We start from the raw sequence: 19176 nt of genomic DNA on the forward strand, positions 1-19176 counted from the left end.
TCGGCAGGGTAAAATGCGAAAAGCCGTCTTGCGACGGCTTTTTTTTATACCTGCTCCGGGCGTTTGAACACCAGTTCATTGCCTTGCGAAGCGGCTTCGTCGAAGGCGTAGCCTTCCAGGTTGAAGTCCGCCAGCTGCTCGCTGCGCGTCAGGCGGTTTTTGATGATAAAGCGGCTCATCAACCCACGCGCTTTCTTGGCGTAGAAGCTGATGACCTTGAACTTGCCGTTCTTCTCGTCGAGGAACACCGGTTTGATCAGCGAGCCGTGCAGCTTGGCCGGCTTCACCGCTTTGAAATACTCGTCTGACGCCAGGTTGACCACCACGTCGTCGCCCTGTTGCTCCAGCGCTTCGTTGAGTTTTTGGGTGATCTGATCGCCCCAGAAGCTGTACAAATCTTTGCCCTTCGGGTTTTCCAGCTTGATGCCCATCTCCAGCCGGTACGGCATCATCAGATCGAGCGGGCGCAGTACGCCATACAGGCCGGACAGCATGCGCAGATGCTGCTGGGCGAAGTCGAAATCGGCTTCGTTGAAGTCCTGCGCCTGCAGGCCGGTATATACGTCGCCCTTGAACGCCAGCAACGCCTGACGGGCGTTGTCCGGGGTAAATGTCGGTTGCCATTCGCTAAAGCGCGCGGCGTTCAGCCCGGCCAGCTTGTCGCTGATGCTCATCAGGCTGGCGATTTGCGCCGGCGTCAGCTCGCGGCAAATGTTGATAAGCTGCTTAGACTTGTTCAGCAGTTCGGGCTGCGTGAAGCGTTTTGTCGCCAGCGGGCTGTCGTAATCGAGCGTTTTTGCAGGTGAAATAATAACGAGCATGGCCAGATCCTGTTTATCCAAGTGCGCATACTGTAGCAAAAAGCGCGGGAAAAAGGGGCTATCGGTCCAATAGGCGGGGCGCGCATCGCACGCGCCCCGGAATACTCAGCGCGGCGGCGGCTTGTCGTCCCACACGCCCGGCTCCAGCTGCGATTTCAGCTCCGGATAACGGTTGGCGTCGAAGGTTGGCAGCTTGCCCAGGCGGCGCTGGCGATGGTAGTCGTCAGCCAGCTTCAGCGCGACCCGCGACAGCAGCAAGATAGCTGTCAGGTTGGTGATCGCCATAAGCGCCATGGAGGTATCCGCCATTTTCCACACCAGCGGCAGCTCCGCCAGCGCGCCGAACATCACCATGCCCAGCGCCACGCAGCGGAAAATCAACAGGCCGCCTGGGTGGTTGTGCTCGAGGAACACCAGGTTGCTCTCGGCATAGGCGTAGTTGGCGATGATCGACGTAAAGGCGAAGAAGAAGATGGCGATGGCGACGAACGGAGTCCCCCAACTGCCGACGGCGGTCGACAGCGCGCGCTGAGTCAGATCGATGCCGCTGATGCTGTCGGTCGGCTGATCGAGAATGCCGGAAGAGAGGATGATCGCCGCGGTGGCACTGCAGATGACGATGGTGTCGATAAATACCCCGAGCATCTGCACGTAGCCCTGTGAAGCGGGATGCGGCGGATAAGGCGAGGCGGAAGCCGCCGCGTTGGGCGCCGATCCCATGCCGGCTTCGTTGGAGAACAGGCCGCGCTGCACGCCCTGGGTCATCGCCTGGGAGATACCGTAACCGACGGCGCCGGCCGCGGCTTCCTGCAGGCCGAAGGCGCTTTTGAAGATCAGCGTCAGGATCGCCGGCATGTGCTCGATGTTATGGCCAATCACCCAGAGAGCCAGCAGCAGGTAGGCGCCGGCCATCAGCGGCACCACCAGCTCGGCCACTTTGGCGATGGAGCGGATGCCGCCGAAGATCACCACGCCGCTCAGCAGCACCAGGCCAATACCGACGTGCAGCGGCTGTAAATGGAAGGCGACGGCGGAGGCCTGCGCGATGGAGTTGGCCTGTACGGCGTTGAACACCAGGCCGAAAGCGATGATCAGGAAAATGGAGAACAGCACGCCCATCCAGCGCATGCCGAGTCCCTTTTCCATGTAATAGGCCGGGCCGCCGCGGTAGTTGCCGTTATCGTCCTTGGTTTTGTAGAGCTGCGCCAGCGAGCTCTCCACAAATGAGGTGGCCATGCCGATAAACGCCACCACCCACATCCAGAAGATGGCGCCGGGGCCGCCGGCGGTCAGGGCGATGGCGACGCCGGTCAGGTTGCCGGTGCCGACGCGCGCCGCCAGCGTGGTGCACAGCGCCTGGAAAGAGGAAATGCCGGCGCTGTCGCTTTTATTGCTGTTTTTCAACACCGAGAACATGTGGCTGAAGTGGCGGAGCTGGATAAAACGGGTGCGCAGCGTGAAGTAAATGCCGGTGCCGAGCAGCAGATAAATCAGCACCGACCCCCACAAAATGTTGTTTATAAAATTCATCAGGTCCGTCAAGGGATCCCTCCTCCTTATCGAAATGTCATGCGCACCTGGCAGCATCCACCGCAGGTGAGAAATATTGGCCTATTTTTTACAAGAGCTTAGCTGGAATCGGTCCGGCGTCAGGCGATTAAGATTTTTCGCAGATTAGCGGACGAATTGCATCAATTTTTTCGAATTTAACATAATTTATTCGGGCGATAGCACGTTATTGCCTTTCCATCCGCTCGGTAATGGCGAAAGATATCGGCGTAAACGGTTGCTCGCCCAAGGATAAAACAGATGCTTGCGCGCCGCGGTTTTCCAGCCTTGCACCGGGCTTGGCGCATGTTATTATCAGGGCAGGGCATGGTTGAACAATGCCAAAAGTTCATGCACAAACGATGAGATAATGCCAACATGACCGACAAATTAACTTCCCTGCGCCAGCTGACTACGGTGGTTGCAGATACGGGTGATATCGCGGCAATGAAGCTGTATCAACCGCAGGACGCCACAACCAACCCTTCGCTGATCCTCAATGCAGCCCAAATTCCTGAATACCGCAAACTGATTGACGAAGCCATCGCCTGGGCGCGCGGCCAGAGCAGCGATCGCGAGCAGCAGATCGCCGACGCCGCCGACAAGCTGGCGGTCAACATCGGTCTGGAGATCCTCAAACTGGTTCCGGGCCGCATCTCCACCGAGGTTGACGCGCGTCTGTCTTACGACACCGCCGCCAGCGTGGCCAAGGCCAAGCGCCTGATCAAGCTGTACAACGAAGCCGGCATCAGCAACGATCGCATTCTGATCAAACTGGCCTCGACCTGGCAGGGCATCCGCGCGGCGGAGCAGCTGGAGAAAGAAGGCATCAACTGTAACCTGACGCTGCTGTTCTCCTTCGCTCAGGCTCGCGCCTGCGCCGAAGCCGGCGTTTATCTGATCTCGCCGTTCGTCGGCCGTATTCTCGATTGGTACAAAGCCAACGGCGACAAAAAAGAGTTCGCGCCGCACGAAGATCCGGGCGTGATCTCCGTGACCGAGATTTACCAGTACTACAAACAACACGGTTACAACACCGTGGTGATGGGCGCCAGCTTCCGCAACGTTGGCGAAATCATCGAGCTGGCCGGCTGCGACCGCCTGACCATCGCCCCTGCGCTGCTGAAAGAGCTGGCGGAGAGCGAAGGCGCGCTGGAGCGCAAACTGTCTTACACCGGTGAAGTGAAGGCGCGTCCTGCCGCACTGACCGAACCTGAGTTCTACTGGCAGCACAACCAGGATCCGATGGCGGTCGAGAAACTGACCGACGGCATCCGCAAGTTCGCTGTAGATCAGGGCAAACTGGAAAAAATGATCGCCGACCTGCTGTAATTCCCGCAGATCGCGCAGTAAAAAGGTGGCTCAGGCCACCTTTTTTTATGCCCGACGCTCCCGCCGGCGGGGGAAGCCCTTATACTCTCGGCAATGACAACAGAACGGGAGACGAACCCGTTCGGACCCCATCAGGCTGTAGAGGTTACGCATGGATATTTTACGTATTGGTTTGGTTTCCGTTTCTGACCGCGCTTCCGGCGGCGTTTACCAGGATAAAGGCATTCCGGCGCTGGAGGAGTGGCTGGCCGGCGCGCTGGCGACGCCGTTCAAGCTGGAAACCCGGCTGATCCCCGATGAGCAGACGCAAATTGAACAAACGCTGTGTGAGCTGGTGGACGAAATGGGCTGCCATCTGGTGCTGACCACCGGCGGCACCGGGCCGGCACGTCGCGACGTCACCCCCGACGCCACGCTGGCGATCGCCGATCGCGTGATGCCTGGCTTTGGCGAGCAAATGCGTCAGATCAGCCTACACTATGTGCCAACGGCAATTCTTTCTCGCCAGGTGGGGGCGATCCGCAAGCAGGCGCTGATCATCAATCTGCCCGGCCAGCCAAAGTCGATCAAGGAAACGCTGGAAGGGGTGAAGGACGAACAAGGCAATGCGGTGGTGCACGGCATCTTCGCCAGCGTGCCTTATTGCATTCAGCTGCTCGACGGGCCTTATGTCGAAACGCATGCCGCAGTGGTAGCAGCATTTCGGCCAAAGAGCGCGCGTCGCGAGATAAACCTCTAAATTTCAGCAATCTGCGAGATCGGCTTCAGCCCGTTTGGTGTGAAAATAATTTGCCGCTATAGTAAGGATTCTTTTACAGAAAGCCTGCGGCTTTTATTTTTACAGCCTTTACCGACGGTGCCCTATGCCTCACGACACTAATCGCCGGCTGAACCGGCAAGACTACAAAACGCTGACGTTGGCCGCGTTGGGCGGCGCGTTGGAGTTTTACGACTTCATCATCTTCGTGTTCTTCGCCGCCGTGGTCGGCGATCTGTTCTTCCCGGCGGACATGCCGGAATGGCTGCGGCTGGTGCAAACCTTCGGCATTTTCGCCGCCGGCTATCTGGCCCGCCCGCTGGGCGGCATCGTGATGGCGCACTTCGGCGATCTGGTCGGCCGCAAAAAGATGTTTACCCTGAGCATTCTGCTGATGGCGTTGCCGACGCTGGCGATGGGCCTGCTGCCGACCTACGCCAGCATCGGCATCGCCGCGCCGCTGTTGCTGCTGTTGATGCGCGTGCTGCAGGGGGCGGCGATCGGCGGTGAGGTGCCGGGCGCCTGGGTCTTCGTCGCCGAACACGTGCCGCGCCGGCGCATCGGTTTCGCCTGCGGCACGCTGACCGCCGGGCTGACGGTGGGCATTCTGCTGGGATCGGTGGTGGCGACGGTGATCAACACCACGCTTAGCCCGCAGAGCATTGCCGGCGGCGGCTGGCGCATTCCATTCCTGCTTGGCGGCATGTTCGGCCTGGTGGCGATGTACCTGCGCCGCTGGCTGCAGGAAACACCGATCTTCATCGAGATGCAGGCGTGCAAAGCGCTGGCCGAGGAGCTGCCGCTGAAATCGGTGGTGCTCAACCACAAACGGGAAGTGGCGGTGTCGATGCTGCTGACCTGGCTGCTCTCCGCCGGTATCGTGGTGGTGATCCTGATGACCCCGACCTATCTGCAAAAACAGTTCGGCATTGCGCCGGCCCTGACGCTGCAGGCCAACAGCATCGCCACCATCATGCTGATCGCCGGCTGCATCGTCGCCGGTCTGTCGGCCGATCGCTTCGGCGCCAGCAAAACGCTGGTGGTCGGCAGTTTGCTGTTGGCCGGCTGCAGCTGGCTGTTCTATCAGACGGTGGGCGTGCGCCCGGAAATGCTGTTCGCCTGCTATGCGCTGGTGGGCTTCAGCGTAGGCGTGGTGGGGGCCGTGCCGTATGTGATGGTGCGGGCCTTCCCGGCGGAAGTGCGGTTTACCGGCATCTCGTTCTCATATAACGTCTCGTACGCTATTTTTGGCGGTTTAACCCCGATTTTTGTGACGCTGATCATGAAATTAACCCCGTTAGCGCCCGCTTACTATGTGCTGGCGCTGTCGCTTATCGGGCTGCTGCTCGGTGTCTACCTGCATCGCGACCTGAACAGCGAAGCCGGCGAGCGGCGAGCCGGTTCCTACAGCTAAAAAAAAGCCCTGCATTGCAGGGCTTTTTCGTCAGGGGCGGGCGATTACGCCGTGGCCGGCGATGCCGCGACGCGGGCTGAGGCCGGTTCGCCAATCGGCAGCACGGTGCGGCCGTATTGCTCGTTGAGCACTTCGGCCATCGCCAGGTAGATGGCGCTGGCGCCGCAGATGATGCCCTCATAACCGGCGAAGGTCAGCAGCGCGTGGTTGCCGGTGATGTTGCCGACGGCCAGCAGGGCGAACAGCAGCGTCAGGCTGGCGAATACGAACTGCAGTACGCGGTTGGCGCCCAAGGTGCCGAAGAACATGAACAGGGTGAAGACGCCCCACAGCGCCAGGTAGATGCCCAGCACGTGCGCCTCGGTGGCTTCCGCCAGGCCCAAACGCGGCAGCAGCAGCAGGCCGACCAGGCTCAGCCAGAAGCTGCCGTAGGCGGTGAATGCGGTCATGCCGAAGGTGTTGCCCTTCTTGTACTCCAGCAGACCGGCCAGGATCTGGGCCAGGCCACCGAAGAAAATCCCCATGCTGATGATGGCGGAGTTCAGTGGGAAAAAGCCCGCGTTGTGCAGGTTCAGCAAGACGGTGGTCATCCCGAAGCCCATCAGGCCGAGAGGGCCGGGATTCGCCAACTTGTTGGTGTGCATAAGTCCTCTGCGATAACAGAAAATTAACGGAAACAGCGAAGTAAAATCATAAATGGTCTGAATGGCCAAAAAATCGAAGTTTTCCATCAGAGCGCGCGCATCATAATGATCCCCGCAGCCGGAAACAATGATCTGAATGACGATAAAAAAGAAATTTTTTTTGCCCTGCCCCTTGATGCCGAGCTGGATGGCCCCATCTTATTTGCAACCGCAGCTGCTAACCGCGGGTCGCACTGAGATATCGGGCAGTTGAAAAGCAAAAAATCGCCCGCATATAGGTTAGCAACCTGACTGACTTATGAATTTTTTAGTGGAGACGTTTAGATGGGCAAAATTATTGGTATCGACCTGGGTACTACCAACTCTTGCGTAGCAATTATGGATGGTGCCAAGGCACGCGTGCTGGAAAACGCCGAGGGCGACCGCACCACTCCTTCTATTATCGCATATACCCAGGACGGTGAAACTCTGGTTGGCCAGCCGGCTAAGCGTCAGGCAGTGACCAACCCTGAAAACACCCTGTTCGCCATCAAGCGCCTGATCGGCCGCCGCTTCCAGGATGAAGAAGCGCAGCGCGACAAAGCGATCATGCCGTACAAAATCATCGAAGCCGACAACGGCGACGCCTGGCTGGAAGTGAAAGGCCAGAAAATGGCTCCGCCGCAGATCTCTGCGGAAGTGCTGAAGAAAATGAAGAAAACGGCGGAAGATTACCTGGGCGAACCGGTCACTGAAGCGGTTATCACCGTGCCGGCTTACTTCAACGACGCCCAGCGTCAGGCGACTAAAGACGCCGGCCGCATCGCGGGTCTGGAAGTCAAGCGCATCATCAACGAACCGACCGCGGCGGCCCTGGCCTACGGCCTGGACAAAGAAGTCGGCAACCGCACCATCGCGGTTTATGACCTGGGCGGCGGTACTTTCGATATCTCCATCATCGAAATCGACGACGTTGACGGCGAAAAAACCTTCGAAGTGCTGGCGACCAATGGTGACACCCACCTTGGCGGCGAAGACTTCGACAGCCGTCTGATCAACTACCTGGTGGAAGAGTTCAAGAAAGATCAGGGCATCGATCTGCGCAACGATCCGCTGGCGATGCAGCGTCTGAAAGAAGCCGCCGAGAAAGCGAAGATTGAACTGTCTTCCGCTCAGCAGACCGACGTTAACCTGCCGTACATCACTGCAGACGCGACCGGTCCAAAACACATGAACATCAAAGTGACTCGCGCCAAACTCGAGTCGCTGGTTGAAGATTTGGTGGCGCGCTCCATCGAGCCGCTGAAAGTGGCGCTGAAAGACGCAGGCCTGTCGGTTTCCGACATCCAGGACGTGATCCTGGTGGGCGGCCAGACCCGTATGCCAATGGTGCAGAAGAAAGTCGCAGACTTCTTCGGCAAAGAGCCGCGTAAAGACGTGAACCCGGACGAAGCGGTTGCCGTGGGCGCTGCGGTACAGGGCGGCGTGTTGGCCGGTGATGTGAAAGACGTTCTGCTGCTGGACGTTACCCCGCTGTCGCTGGGTATCGAAACCATGGGCAGCGTGATGACGCCGCTGATCACCAAAAACACCACGATCCCGACCAAGCACAGCCAGGTGTTCTCTACTGCGGAAGACAACCAGTCTGCGGTTACCATCCACGTGCTGCAGGGTGAGCGTAAGCGCGCCAGCGATAACAAATCTCTGGGCCAGTTCAACCTGGACGGCATCCAGGCGGCACCGCGCGGCATGGCGCAGATCGAAGTCACCTTCGACATCGATGCCGACGGTATCCTGCACGTGTCTGCCAAAGATAAGAACACCGGTCGTGAGCAGAAGATCACCATCAAGGCGTCTTCTGGCCTGAACGAGGACGAAATCCAGAAAATGGTGCGCGACGCCGAGCTGAACGCTGAAGCTGACCGCAAGTTCGAAGAGCTGGTACAGACTCGCAACCAGGCGGATCACCTGATCCACGGCACGCGCAAACAGCTGGAAGAAGCGGGCGACAAACTGCCGGCGGAAGACAAAACGGCGATCGAAGCGGCGCTGAAAGATCTGGAAGCGGCGGTGAAAGGCGAAGATAAAGCCGAGATCGAAGCGAAGACTCAGGCGTTGGTGCAGGTTTCCGGCAAGCTGCTGGAAATGGCTCAGGCGCAGCAGGCTCAGCAGGGTGCTGACGCCGGCGCGGACAACGCGGCGCAGAAAGAAGACGACGTGGTTGACGCCGAGTTCGAAGAAGTTAAAGACAAAAAATAATCGCCCTTAAGCGGGCACGGGGCGGCCGAGATGCCGCTCCCGGAAACCAGCACGGGCGTCGAGGCAACTCTGCGCCCGTGCACGCATGTTAAGGGTAAGCGAAAGAATGGCGAAGAAAGACTATTACGAGATTCTCGGCGTCAGCAAGACGGCGGATGAACGTGAGATCAAAAAGGCGTACAAACGCCTGGCGATGAAATACCATCCTGACCGCAACCAGGAACAAGACGCCGAAACCAAGTTTAAAGAAGTTAAAGAAGCTTACGAAGTCCTGACCGACGACCAGAAACGCGCGGCTTACGATCAGTACGGGCACGCGGCCTTTGAACAGGGCGGCATGGGCGGCGGCGGCTTTGGCGGCGGCGCCGACTTCAGCGATATCTTTGGCGACGTGTTTGGCGACATCTTCGGCGGAGGCCGCCGTCAGCGCGCCAGCCGCGGTTCCGATCTGCGCTATAACATGGAGCTGACCCTCGAGGAAGCGGTACGTGGCGTCACCAAAGAGATCCGCATCCCGACGCTGGAAGAGTGCGACGTCTGCCACGGCAGCGGCGCCAAGCCGGGCAGTTCGCCGGTCACCTGCCCGACCTGTCATGGTCAGGGCCAGGTGCAGATGCGTCAGGGCTTCTTCACCGTGCAGCAGGCGTGTCCGCACTGCCATGGCCGCGGTCAGATCATCAAAGATCCGTGCAACAAATGCCATGGCCACGGCCGGGTAGAAAAATCTAAAACGCTGTCGGTGAAAATTCCGGCCGGCGTGGATACCGGCGATCGCATCCGCCTGGCGGGTGAAGGCGAAGCCGGCGAGCACGGTGCACCGGCGGGCGATCTGTACGTTCAGGTGCAGGTGAAGGCGCACCCGATCTTCGAGCGTGAAGGCAACAACCTGTACTGCGAAGTGCCGATCAACTTTGCCATGGCGGCGCTGGGCGGCGAGATTGAAGTGCCGACGCTGGATGGCCGGGTGAAACTGAAGGTGCCTTCGGAGACCCAAACCGGCAAGCTGTTCCGCATGCGCGGCAAGGGCGTGAAATCGGTGCGTGGCGGCAGCCAGGGCGACCTGCTGTGCCGCGTGGTGGTGGAAACCCCGGTCAATCTGAACGACAAGCAAAAGCAGCTGCTGCGTGAGCTGGAAGAGAGCCTGGGCGGCCCGTCCGGCGACAAGAACAGCCCGCGTTCGAAGAGCTTCTTCGACGGGGTAAAAAAGTTCTTTGACGATCTGACTCGCTAACCTTCTGTTTCTGTTGGCTTATGTGCAAACCCCGGGCTTTTGTCCCGGGGTTTTTATTTGTGCGCCAAACCGCTAATTCCCTAATATAAATGTGACTTATTCGTGCTTTTGATCGGTTTTTTCGAGTTATTTAGCATTTATAAACTTATTTTTTCGAGCTAAAACGCCATCTATACTCACTTCATGACTGTGGTTCGCAGGGCGCTGCGCCTTGCACAGATTTGGAGAGACGTATTGTGACCAACATTATTCGTCAATTTTTACGTCAGGAAGCCGCGGGCGGCATCATCCTGATCGCGGCGGCGATCGTCGCCCTGATCATGGCCAACAGCCCGGCGCAGGGGATCTACCAGGCATTCCTTAACCTGCCGGTGATGGTGAAGGTCGCTTCGCTGGAGATCGCCAAGCCGCTGCTGCTGTGGATCAACGACGGGCTGATGGCCATCTTCTTCCTGGTGGTGGGGCTTGAGGTCAAGCGCGAGCTGATGCAAGGTTCGCTGTCCGGGCGTGACAAGGCGGTGTTTCCGGCGATCGCCGCGCTGGGCGGTATGCTGGCGCCGGCGCTGATTTACCTGCTGTTCAACGGCGCGGACGAAGTCACCCGCCAGGGCTGGGCGATCCCGGCCGCGACCGACATCGCCTTCGCTTTGGGCGTGATGGCGTTGCTGGGGAATCGCGTCCCGACCAGCCTGAAAGTGTTCCTGCTGGCATTGGCGATCATCGATGACCTGGGCGTGATCATCATCATCGCGCTGTTCTATACCCACGAAGTGTCGATGGTGGCGCTGGGCGTGGCGGCGGCGGCGACCGCGCTGCTGGCGGTGATGAACTGGCGCGGCGTCGGCAAAACCTCGCTGTATATGATGGTCGGCCTGGTGTTGTGGGTGGCGATCCTCAAGTCCGGAGTGCATGCGACGCTGGCCGGGGTGATCGTCGGCTTTATGATCCCGCTGAACGTCAAGAAGGGGCCATCGCCGTCGGAGACGCTGGAGCATGAGCTGCACCCGTGGGTGGCGTTTATGATCCTGCCGCTGTTCGCCTTCGCCAACGCCGGGGTTTCTCTGCAGGGCGTATCGCTGGAAGGGTTGACGTCGCTGCTGCCGGTAGGGATTGCGGCCGGCCTGTTTATCGGCAAGCCGCTGGGGATTTTCCTCTTCAGCCTGCTGGCGGTGAAAATGGGCATCGCCCGCTTGCCTGAGGGCATCGGCTTCAAACAGGTGTTTGCCGTTTCGGTGCTCTGTGGTATTGGTTTCACCATGTCGATTTTCATCGCCTCGCTGGCGTTCGGCGAGGCCGATGCGGCGCTCAGCACCTATTCCCGTCTGGGGATCCTGCTGGGCTCCACCGCCGCGGCGGTGGCGGGGTACGGATTACTGCGTCTGGCGTTGCCTCGCGTGCGTTAATCCTGTCAGTGCCCGGCAGGGGCGCACAATAAAATGGCTGGTCGGAGCTGTGCGGTATAAAATATGTGCAGCTTCGGCCGTTCTTCGTTGGGACTAATGGGGCTATACGTTGTCTGAAGCAGGGAAAGGAAGTTTGTCGCTCGTCACGGCACACCGTTTGCCGCTGCGAAACGTTGTTAAGGAGAGCCGCTCGTGAGGATGTCGCATATCAACTTTAATCACCTTTACTATTTCTGGCAGGTCTGCAAGGCCGGCTCCGTGGTCGGCGCCGCCGAAGCGTTGTTCCTGACGCCGCAGACCATCACCGGCCAGATCAAAGCGCTGGAAGAGCGGCTGGACGGCAAGTTGTTCAAGCGCCAGGGGCGCGGCTTGGTGCCTTCGGAGCTGGGGCAGCTGGTGTTCCGCTATGCCGACAAGATGTTTATGCTCAGCCAGGAAATGCTGGATATCGTCAACTACCGCAAAGAGTCTAATCTGCTGTTCGACGTTGGCGTGGCGGATGCGCTGTCGAAGCGCCTGGTCAGCCAGGTATTGGAAACGGCGGTGGTGGTGGACAACGAGCAGATCCACCTGCGTTGTTTTGAATCGACGCACGAGATGCTGCTGGAGCAGCTCAGCCAGCACAAGCTGGATATGATCCTGTCGGATTGTCCGGTGGACTCCAGCCAGCAGGAAGGGCTGTTCTCGCTGAAGCTGGGCGAGTGCGGCATCAGCTTCTTCTGCCGCCAGCCGGCGCCGGAGTTGCCGTTCCCGGCCTGCCTGGAGCAGCGCAAGCTGCTGATCCCCGGCCGCCGCTCGATGCTGGGGCGCAAGCTACTCAACTGGTTCAATACGCAGGGCATTCAGGTGGAGATCCTGGGCGAGTTCGACGATGCGGCGCTGATGAAGGCCTTTGGCATGTACCACAATGCGATTTTCGTGGCGCCGACGCTGTATGCGCAGGATACCTACAACGATGACAACGTGGTGGAGATTGGGCGCATCGACAGCGTGCAGGAGGAGTATTACATCATCTTCGCCGAGCGCATGATCCAGCATCCGGCGGTGCAACGCGTGTGCAACAAAGACTTCTCGGCGCTGTTTTCCTGCTAGCGGTTCACTGAACGCAGGGCGTAAAAAAACCGGCCTGAGCCGGTTTTTTTATCAAGCAGATAACGAAATGCTTATTGCATTGCGTTGATGCGTGCAGTCAGGTTTGACTTATGACGCGCTGCTTTGTTTTTGTGGATCAGGCCTTTAGCTGCCTGACGGTCCACCAGTGGCTGCATTACCAGGAATGCATTTTGTGCTGCTTCTTTGTCGCCAGCTGCGATAGCTGCGTCTACCTTCTTGATGAAGGTACGCACCATTGAGCGACGGCTTGCGTTATGCTTGCGGCGTTTCTCAGACTGTACGGCGCGTTTCTTAGCTGATTTGATATTAGCCAAGGTCCAACTCCCAAATATATTCTATTGAGGACAATTCAAAGGCCGAGGAATATGCCCTTTTAGCCTTCGTTTGTCAATGGATTTGTGCAAATAAGCGCCGTTTGTACAGGCGGCACTCGCTACGTTGTGATGGCGCAGGATTTTACCAGCTTCGCTCTTGGGAATACAGTGTTTCGCGAGAAAATTCGCCAATGATTTGCCGCGGTGGGCGCAAGCCGTTGGCCGCGGTCGAGAATCAGCCCGGCGGCGCGGGATAAACTGCGGTGAAGCCGTTTCACGCGCAGATTATCTCCGGTATGGTATGTCTATTACATAAAGGCACCAATCGCGGGTTAACCTTACCGGCTGTACAAGGTATAATCCGCCGATTTCCACTGTTTTGAGCCAGCTATGGAGCTAATTCGCGGCATTCACAATATCCGGGCGCGCCACCATGGTTGCGTGCTCACCATCGGCAACTTTGACGGCGTACACCGCGGTCATCAGGCGCTGCTGGAGCAGTTGAAGCAACAAGGGCAACGCCTCGGGCTGCCGGTGATGGTCATGATCTTTGAGCCGCAGCCGCTGGAGATGTTCGCCGCAGACAAGGCGCCGGCCCGTTTGACGCGCCTGCGCGACAAGGCCAACTACCTGGCGCAGGCGGGTGTCGATTACCTGCTGTGCGTCAAATTCGATCCGCGTTTCGCCGCCAACACCGCGCAGGCGTTCGTCGCCGAGCTGCTGGTGGAAAAATTGGGCGTCAAATTCCTGATGGTGGGGGATGATTTTCGCTTTGGCGCCGGGCGTCAGGGCGATTTCCCGCTATTGCAGCAGGCCGGAAAAGAGTACGGCTTCGAGGTGGTCAGCACCCCGACCTTCCGCGAGGGCGAGCGGCGCATCAGCAGCACCGCGATCCGCACCGCGCTGAGCGAGGACGATCTGCCGCTGGCGGAAACCCTGCTGGGTCACCCTTACAGTATTTCAGGGCGGGTGGTGCACGGCGACGAGCTGGGGCGCACCATCGGCTTCCCGACCGCCAACCTGCCGCTCAAGCGCCTGGTGGCGCCGGTGAAAGGGGTCTATGCGGTGGAGTTGTATGGCCTGGGGCCGCAGCCGCTGCCGGGCGTGGCCAACATCGGCACGCGCCCGACCGTCGCCGGCGTGCGCCAGCAGCTGGAAGTGCATCTGCTGGATGTCACAATGGATCTTTACGGGCGCCATATTGAGGTGGTGCTCCGCGCAAAATTGCGCAATGAACAGCGGTTTGCTTCGCTCGATGCCCTGAAGCAGCAGATCGCCAATGATGTGGTGACGGCCCGGAAGTTCTTCGGGCTACAGACACCGGTTTAATCTCTATAGCCGAAAACGGAACCGAGAATCTAATGAGTGACTACAAGAATACCCTGAACTTGCCGGAAACAGGGTTCCCGATGCGCGGCGACCTCGCCAAGCGCGAACCTGGCATGCTGCAACGTTGGTATGAACAGGATCTGTACGGGATTATTCGTACTGCCAAAAAGGGCAAAAAAACCTTCATTTTGCATGACGGCCCTCCGTATGCGAACGGCAGCATTCACATTGGTCACTCGGTTAACAAGATTCTCAAAGACATTATCATCAAGTCGAAAGGGATGGCCGGCTTCGACTCGCCTTATGTGCCGGGTTGGGATTGCCACGGCCTGCCTATCGAACTGAAGGTTGAGCAGCTGTACGGCAAACCGGGCGAGAAGCTGACGGCGGCCGAGTTTCGCCAGAAGTGCCGCGAATACGCGGCCGAGCAGGTTGAAGGCCAGAAGAAGGACTTCATCCGCCTGGGCGTGCTGGGCGATTGGGATCGTCCCTACCTGACCATGGACTTCAAAACCGAAGCCAACATCATCCGCGCGCTGGGCAAGATCATCAGCAACGGGCACCTGCTGAAAGGCGCCAAGCCGGTTCACTGGTGCACCGACTGCGGCTCGTCGCTGGCGGAAGCGGAAGTGGAGTATTACGACAAGACTTCGCCGTCGATCGACGTGTCCTTCCATGCGGCCGACGCGGCTGCCGTGGCGGCCAAGTTCGGCGTGAGCCACTTCAACGGCGCCATTTCGCTGGTTATCTGGACCACCACGCCGTGGACCTTGCCGGCCAACCGCGCGATCTCGCTGCACCCGGACTTCACCTATCAACTGGTGCAGGTTGACGGCCAGTGCCTGATCCTGGCGGCCGAACTGGTGGAAAGCGTGATGAAACGCGCCGGCATCACCGAGTGGACGGTGCTGGGCAGCTGCAAAGGCGCCGATCTGGAGCTGCTGCGCTTCAAACACCCGTTCATGGACTTCGACGTGCCGGCAATCCTCGGCGAGCATGTGACCCTGGACGCCGGTACCGGTGCGGTGCACACTGCGCCGGGCCACGGTCCGGACGACTTCGTGATCGGCCAGAAATACGGCCTGGAAGTGGCCAACCCGGTAGGGCCGAACGGCTGCTACCTGACCGGCACCTACCCGCTGCTGGACGGCAAGTTCGTCTTCAAGGCCAACGATCTGATCGTCGATCTGCTGCGCGAGAAAGGCGCGCTGCTGCACGTCGAGAAGTTCCTGCACAGCTATCCGTGCTGCTGGCGCCACAAGACGCCAATCATCTTCCGCGCCACGCCGCAATGGTTCATCAGCATGGATCAGAAAGGCCTGCGTCAGCAGTCGCTGGAAGAGATCAAGGGCGTGCAGTGGATCCCGGATTGGGGCCAGGCGCGCATCGAAATGATGGTCGCCAACCGCCCGGACTGGTGCATCTCGCGTCAGCGCACCTGGGGCGTGCCGATGTCGCTGTTCGTGCACAAAGAGACCGAGCAGCTGCACCCGCGCAGCGTTGAGCTGATGGAAGAAGTGGCCAAGCGCGTCGAGCAAGACGGCATTCAGGCCTGGTGGGATCTGGACGCGGCCGACATCCTCGGCGCGGAAGCCGCCGACTACGTGAAAGTGCCGGATACGCTGGACGTGTGGTTCGATTCCGGTTCTACCCACGCCTCCGTTGTCGACGTGCGCCCTGAATTCAACGGCCACGGCGCTGACATGTATCTGGAAGGCTCCGACCAACACCGCGGCTGGTTCATGTCATCGCTGATGATTTCCACCGCGATGAAGGGCAAGGCGCCGTACAAGGAAGTGCTGACCCACGGCTTCACCGTCGACGGCCAGGGCCGCAAGATGTCCAAGTCGATCGGCAACACCGTCAGCCCGCAGGACGTGATGAACAAGCTGGGCGGCGACATTCTGCGTCTGTGGGTGGCGTCGACCGATTACACCGGCGAGATCGCGGTGTCCGACGAGATCCTCAAGCGTTCCGCCGACTCTTACCGCCGCATCCGCAACACCGCGCGCTTCCTGCTGGCCAACCTGAACGGGTTCGAGCCAAGCACCGATTGCGTGGCGCCGGAAGACATGGTGGTGCTGGATCGCTGGGCGGTCGGCCGCGCGCTGGCGGCGCAGCAGGATATCGAGCAGGCTTATGCCAACTACGATTTCCACGAAGTGGTGCAGCGCCTGATGCAGTTCTGTTCGGTCGAGATGGGCTCCTTCTACCTGGATATCATCAAGGATCGTCAGTACACCGCCAAGAGCGACAGCGTCGCCCGCCGCAGCTGCCAGACCGCGCTGTATCACATCGTCGAAGCGCTGGTGCGCTGGATGGCGCCGATCATGTCGTTCACCGCAGATGAGATCTGGGGCTTCATGCCGGGCAAACGCGCGCAGTACGTGTTCACCGAAGAGTGGTACGACGGCCTGTTCGGGCTGGCGGAAGGCGAGCCGATGAACGACGCTTTCTGGGCTGAGCTGCTGAAAGTGCGCGGCGAAGTGAACAAGGTGCTGGAGCAGGCGCGTGCGGACAAACGCCTCGGCGGTTCGCTGGAAGCGGCGGTGACGCTGTATGCCGACAGCGAGTTGGCGGCGCGTCTGAACAGCCTGCAGGATGAGCTGCGCTTTGTGCTGCTGACCTCTGCGGCAAGCGTTGCGCCATTGGCGGAGGCGCCGGCCGACGCGCAGGCCTCCGAGCTGCTGAAAGGGCTGAAGATCGCCTTCAGCACGGCGCCGGGTGAGAAGTGCCCGCGCTGCTGGCATTACACCACCGATATCGGCCTGGTGGCGGAGCATGCAGACATCTGCGGCCGCTGTGTGAGCAACGTCGCCGGTGACGGCGAGAAGCGTAACTTTGCCTGAGAACTTGCGCCTGATGAGTAAACCAATTTGTTCGACCGGCCTGCGTTGGCTGTGGGTTGTAGTGGCGGTGCTGGCGCTGGATTTCGGCAGCAAACAGTGGATCCTCGCTAACTTTACGCTGGGCCAGTCCCAGCCGTTGATCCCGTCGTTCAACCTGTTTTACGCGCGCAACTACGGCGCCGCGTTCAGCTTCCTGGCCGACCATGGCGGCTGGCAGCGCTGGTTCTTCGCCGGCATCGCCATCGCCATTGTCGCGGTGCTGCTGGTGATGATGTACCGCAGCGCGGCGCAGCAGAAGCTGAACAACATCGCCTACGCCTTTATCATCGGCGGGGCGTTGGGCAACCTGTTCGATCGCCTGTGGCACGGTTTCGTGGTCGATTTCATCGACTTTTACGTCGGTGACTGGCACTACCCGACCTTCAATCTGGCGGACAGCTTTATCTGCGTGGGCGCGGCGATGATCGTGCTGGAAGGTTTCCTGTCGCCGGCGAACAAAGGCGCAAAGAGCAAAGGTGAGTAATATGACGGCTCAGGTTATCAGTGACAGCGCGGTGCTGGTTCACTTTACGCTGAAACTGGAAGACGGTTCGACCGCTGAATCCACCCGCAGCAGCGGCAAACCGGCGCTGTTCCGCCTGGGTGACGGCAGCCTGTCGGCGCCGCTGGAAGAGCAGCTGCTCGGCCTGCGCGCGGGCGACAAGCGCGCCTTTACCCTGCAGCCGGAAGCGGCGTTCGGCGCGGAGAACCCGGATCTGGTCCAGTTCTTCTCGCGCCGCGACTTCGCGGAAACCGGCGTGCCGGACGTGGGCACCATCATGCTGTTTACCGCGATTGACGGCAGCGAAATGCCGGGCGTGGTGCGCGCGGTGGCGGAAGATTCGATCACCGTCGATTTCAACCATCCGCTGGCGGGCCATCCGGTGACCTTCGACATCGAAGTGCTGGAAATCGATCCGCAGCAGGAGGAGACGCATGCAAATATTGCTGGCTAACCCGCGCGGCTTCTGCGCCGGGGTTGATCGTGCGATCAGCATCGTGGAACGCGCGCTGGAGCTGTATGGCGCGCCGATCTACGTACGGCATGAAGTGGTGCACAACCGCTACGTGGTCGACAGCCTGCGTGAGCGTGGCGCCGTGTTTATCGAAGAGATCGCCGAAGTGCCGGACGGCTCTATCCTGATCTTCTCGGCGCACGGCGTGTCTCAAGCCGTGCGCGCCGAAGCCAAGGCGCGCGATCTGACCATGCTGTTCGACGCCACCTGTCCGCTGGTGACCAAGGTGCATATGGAAGTGGCGCGCGCCAGCCGCCGCGGCACCGAAGCGATTCTGATCGGCCATGCCGGGCACCCGGAGGTGGAAGGCACCATGGGCCAGTACAGCAACCCGCAGGGCGGCATGTACCTGGTCGAATCGCCGGAAGACGTGTGGAAGCTGCAGGTGAAAGACGAAAACAACCTGTGCTTCATGACGCAGACCACGCTGTCGGTTGATGATACCTCGGACGTGATCGACGCGCTGCGTCAGCGCTTCCCGAGCATTATCGGTCCGCGCAAGGATGACATTTGCTACGCCACCACCAACCGTCAGGAAGCGGTGCGTAACCTGGCCGGCGATGCGGACGTGGTGCTGGTGGTGGGGTCGAAGAACTCTTCCAACTCCAACCGTCTGGCCGAACTGGCGCAGCGCGTGGGCAAACCGGCTTATCTGATCGATTCGGCGGCGGATATTCAGGAAAGTTGGCTGAGCGAAGCGCGCAACATCGGCGTCACCGCCGGCGCTTCGGCGCCGGACGTGCTGGTGCAGGAGGTGATCTCTCGCCTGAAAGCGCTGGGCGGCGTCGACGTGCATGAAATCAGCGGGCGTGAAGAGAACATCGTGTTCGAAGTGCCGAAAGAGCTGCGCGTGGACGTCCGGCAGATTGACTGAGGTGCGTGAGTGAATGACAACGGGGAGCTTAGGCTTCCCGTTTTTTTTGGAATGCCAACGGCATTAAAAATAAAATGCTGAGCATATTCAAATTTTCTGCTAACTAAAGCCAAATTTATTCTGAGTATTTGAAATAGCGGTGGCGTTATTAATTATATAGGCTGAATGAAGTCATTAAATAGAATATCATTAGTCTGCAATCTAAATAGGGCCTGGTGTCGTTAACGTGATTACAATAATTACAATAGTGGTCT

The 19176-nt window shown here is 59.4% G+C and carries 16 protein-coding genes; 12 read left to right on the plus strand and 4 right to left on the minus strand.

Annotated features, from left to right (window positions below):
• Nucleotides 1-44: 44 nt before the first annotated feature.
• Nucleotides 45-821: a peroxide stress protein YaaA gene (gene yaaA, locus J9788_RS16145; RefSeq protein WP_046898097.1), complete on the minus strand. Its 777-nt coding sequence runs from the start codon at nucleotides 819-821 to the stop codon at nucleotides 45-47.
• Between the two features lie 105 nt (nucleotides 822-926).
• Entirely contained in the window at nucleotides 927-2363 is a 1437-nt protein-coding gene (locus J9788_RS16150) for a sodium:alanine symporter family protein (RefSeq protein WP_044029719.1), read from the minus strand.
• Between the two features lie 384 nt (nucleotides 2364-2747).
• Here J9788_RS16150 and tal point away from each other — a divergent pair, with 384 nt between their 5' ends.
• The 3 genes from tal (at nucleotide 2748) to J9788_RS16165 (ending at nucleotide 5872) form a co-directional block, all read left to right on the plus strand.
• Nucleotides 2748-3701, plus strand: a complete 954-nt coding sequence (tal, locus tag J9788_RS16155) for a transaldolase (RefSeq protein ID WP_046898099.1) — start codon at nucleotides 2748-2750, stop codon at nucleotides 3699-3701.
• Nucleotides 3702-3852: 151 nt separating this feature from the next.
• Nucleotides 3853-4440 (plus strand): molybdopterin adenylyltransferase, encoded by a 588-nt coding sequence (gene mog / locus J9788_RS16160; RefSeq protein WP_015376607.1) that lies wholly within the window; start codon nucleotides 3853-3855, stop codon nucleotides 4438-4440.
• A gap of 124 nt (nucleotides 4441-4564) precedes the next feature.
• A complete protein-coding gene (locus J9788_RS16165; protein WP_046898100.1) occupies nucleotides 4565-5872 on the plus strand; it encodes an MFS transporter in 1308 nt (435 codons plus the stop codon).
• A 44-nt stretch (nucleotides 5873-5916) separates the two neighbouring features.
• Here J9788_RS16165 and satP read toward each other — a convergent pair whose 3' ends face one another.
• On the minus strand, nucleotides 5917-6516 hold the full coding sequence (gene satP, locus J9788_RS16170; RefSeq protein ID WP_046898194.1) for an acetate uptake transporter: 600 nt from the start codon (nucleotides 6514-6516) through the stop codon (nucleotides 5917-5919).
• Between the two features lie 324 nt (nucleotides 6517-6840).
• Between satP and dnaK the strand changes: the two genes are divergently transcribed.
• The 4 genes from dnaK (at nucleotide 6841) to nhaR (ending at nucleotide 12480) form a co-directional block, all read left to right on the plus strand.
• On the plus strand, nucleotides 6841-8754 hold the full coding sequence (dnaK, locus tag J9788_RS16175; RefSeq protein ID WP_033641815.1) for a molecular chaperone DnaK: 1914 nt from the start codon (nucleotides 6841-6843) through the stop codon (nucleotides 8752-8754).
• A 106-nt stretch (nucleotides 8755-8860) separates the two neighbouring features.
• Nucleotides 8861-9985 carry a molecular chaperone DnaJ gene (gene dnaJ / locus J9788_RS16180; RefSeq protein WP_004932969.1) on the plus strand — a complete coding sequence of 375 codons (1125 nt, stop codon included), beginning with the start codon at nucleotides 8861-8863 and terminating at the stop codon, nucleotides 9983-9985.
• 236 nt (nucleotides 9986-10221) lie between these two features.
• Nucleotides 10222-11388 carry a Na+/H+ antiporter NhaA gene (gene nhaA / locus J9788_RS16185; RefSeq protein WP_046898101.1) on the plus strand — a complete coding sequence of 389 codons (1167 nt, stop codon included), beginning with the start codon at nucleotides 10222-10224 and terminating at the stop codon, nucleotides 11386-11388.
• Nucleotides 11389-11580: 192 nt separating this feature from the next.
• Nucleotides 11581-12480, plus strand: coding sequence for a transcriptional activator NhaR (gene nhaR, locus J9788_RS16190; RefSeq protein ID WP_004932962.1), 900 nt, complete (start codon nucleotides 11581-11583; stop codon nucleotides 12478-12480).
• 71 nt (nucleotides 12481-12551) lie between these two features.
• Here the strand turns inward: nhaR and rpsT are convergent, their stop codons facing one another.
• Nucleotides 12552-12815 (minus strand): 30S ribosomal protein S20, encoded by a 264-nt coding sequence (gene rpsT, locus J9788_RS16195; RefSeq protein WP_004932960.1) that lies wholly within the window; start codon nucleotides 12813-12815, stop codon nucleotides 12552-12554.
• 390 nt (nucleotides 12816-13205) lie between these two features.
• On the opposite strand from rpsT, the gene ribF reads away from it, so the two are divergent.
• Genes ribF through ispH form a run of 5 tightly spaced genes read left to right on the plus strand, consistent with a single transcriptional unit; the run spans nucleotide 13206 to nucleotide 18922 of the window.
• Nucleotides 13206-14144 (plus strand): bifunctional riboflavin kinase/FAD synthetase, encoded by a 939-nt coding sequence (ribF, locus tag J9788_RS16200; protein WP_182265272.1) that lies wholly within the window; start codon nucleotides 13206-13208, stop codon nucleotides 14142-14144.
• Nucleotides 14145-14176: 32 nt separating this feature from the next.
• Nucleotides 14177-16993, plus strand: coding sequence for an isoleucine--tRNA ligase (gene ileS / locus J9788_RS16205; protein WP_044029714.1), 2817 nt, complete (start codon nucleotides 14177-14179; stop codon nucleotides 16991-16993).
• A gap of 13 nt (nucleotides 16994-17006) precedes the next feature.
• Nucleotides 17007-17516: a signal peptidase II gene (gene lspA / locus J9788_RS16210; protein ID WP_025301524.1), complete on the plus strand. Its 510-nt coding sequence runs from the start codon at nucleotides 17007-17009 to the stop codon at nucleotides 17514-17516.
• 1 nt (nucleotide 17517) lies between these two features.
• Nucleotides 17518-17988 carry an FKBP-type peptidyl-prolyl cis-trans isomerase gene (gene fkpB, locus J9788_RS16215; RefSeq protein ID WP_016929135.1) on the plus strand — a complete coding sequence of 157 codons (471 nt, stop codon included), beginning with the start codon at nucleotides 17518-17520 and terminating at the stop codon, nucleotides 17986-17988.
• Nucleotides 17969-18922 carry a 4-hydroxy-3-methylbut-2-enyl diphosphate reductase gene (gene ispH, locus J9788_RS16220; RefSeq protein ID WP_033641819.1) on the plus strand — a complete coding sequence of 318 codons (954 nt, stop codon included), beginning with the start codon at nucleotides 17969-17971 and terminating at the stop codon, nucleotides 18920-18922. The genes fkpB and ispH overlap by 20 nt, the downstream gene beginning before the upstream one ends.
• Nucleotides 18923-19176: the final 254 nt, after the last annotated feature.

The organism is Serratia sp. X10 (assembly GCF_017811775.1).
Classification (GTDB): Bacteria; Pseudomonadota; Gammaproteobacteria; order Enterobacterales; family Enterobacteriaceae; genus Serratia; species Serratia ureilytica.

Bases quoted from the DNA above. Each gene is read 5' to 3' on its own strand.
- yaaA (WP_046898097.1), bottom strand. From the start codon at position 821: ATGCTCGTTATTATTTCACCTGCAAAAACGCTCGATTACGACAGCCCG.
- tal (WP_046898099.1), top strand. From the start codon at position 2,748: ATGACCGACAAATTAACTTCCCTGCGCCAGCTGACTACGGTGGTTGCA.
- mog (WP_015376607.1), top strand. From the start codon at position 3,853: ATGGATATTTTACGTATTGGTTTGGTTTCCGTTTCTGACCGCGCTTCC.
- J9788_RS16165 (WP_046898100.1), top strand. From the start codon at position 4,565: ATGCCTCACGACACTAATCGCCGGCTGAACCGGCAAGACTACAAAACG.
- satP (WP_046898194.1), bottom strand. From the start codon at position 6,516: ATGCACACCAACAAGTTGGCGAATCCCGGCCCTCTCGGCCTGATGGGC.
- dnaK (WP_033641815.1), top strand. From the start codon at position 6,841: ATGGGCAAAATTATTGGTATCGACCTGGGTACTACCAACTCTTGCGTA.
- dnaJ (WP_004932969.1), top strand. From the start codon at position 8,861: ATGGCGAAGAAAGACTATTACGAGATTCTCGGCGTCAGCAAGACGGCG.
- ribF (WP_182265272.1), top strand. From the start codon at position 13,206: ATGGAGCTAATTCGCGGCATTCACAATATCCGGGCGCGCCACCATGGT.
- ileS (WP_044029714.1), top strand. From the start codon at position 14,177: ATGAGTGACTACAAGAATACCCTGAACTTGCCGGAAACAGGGTTCCCG.
- lspA (WP_025301524.1), top strand. From the start codon at position 17,007: ATGAGTAAACCAATTTGTTCGACCGGCCTGCGTTGGCTGTGGGTTGTA.
- fkpB (WP_016929135.1), top strand. From the start codon at position 17,518: ATGACGGCTCAGGTTATCAGTGACAGCGCGGTGCTGGTTCACTTTACG.
- ispH (WP_033641819.1), top strand. From the start codon at position 17,969: ATGCAAATATTGCTGGCTAACCCGCGCGGCTTCTGCGCCGGGGTTGAT.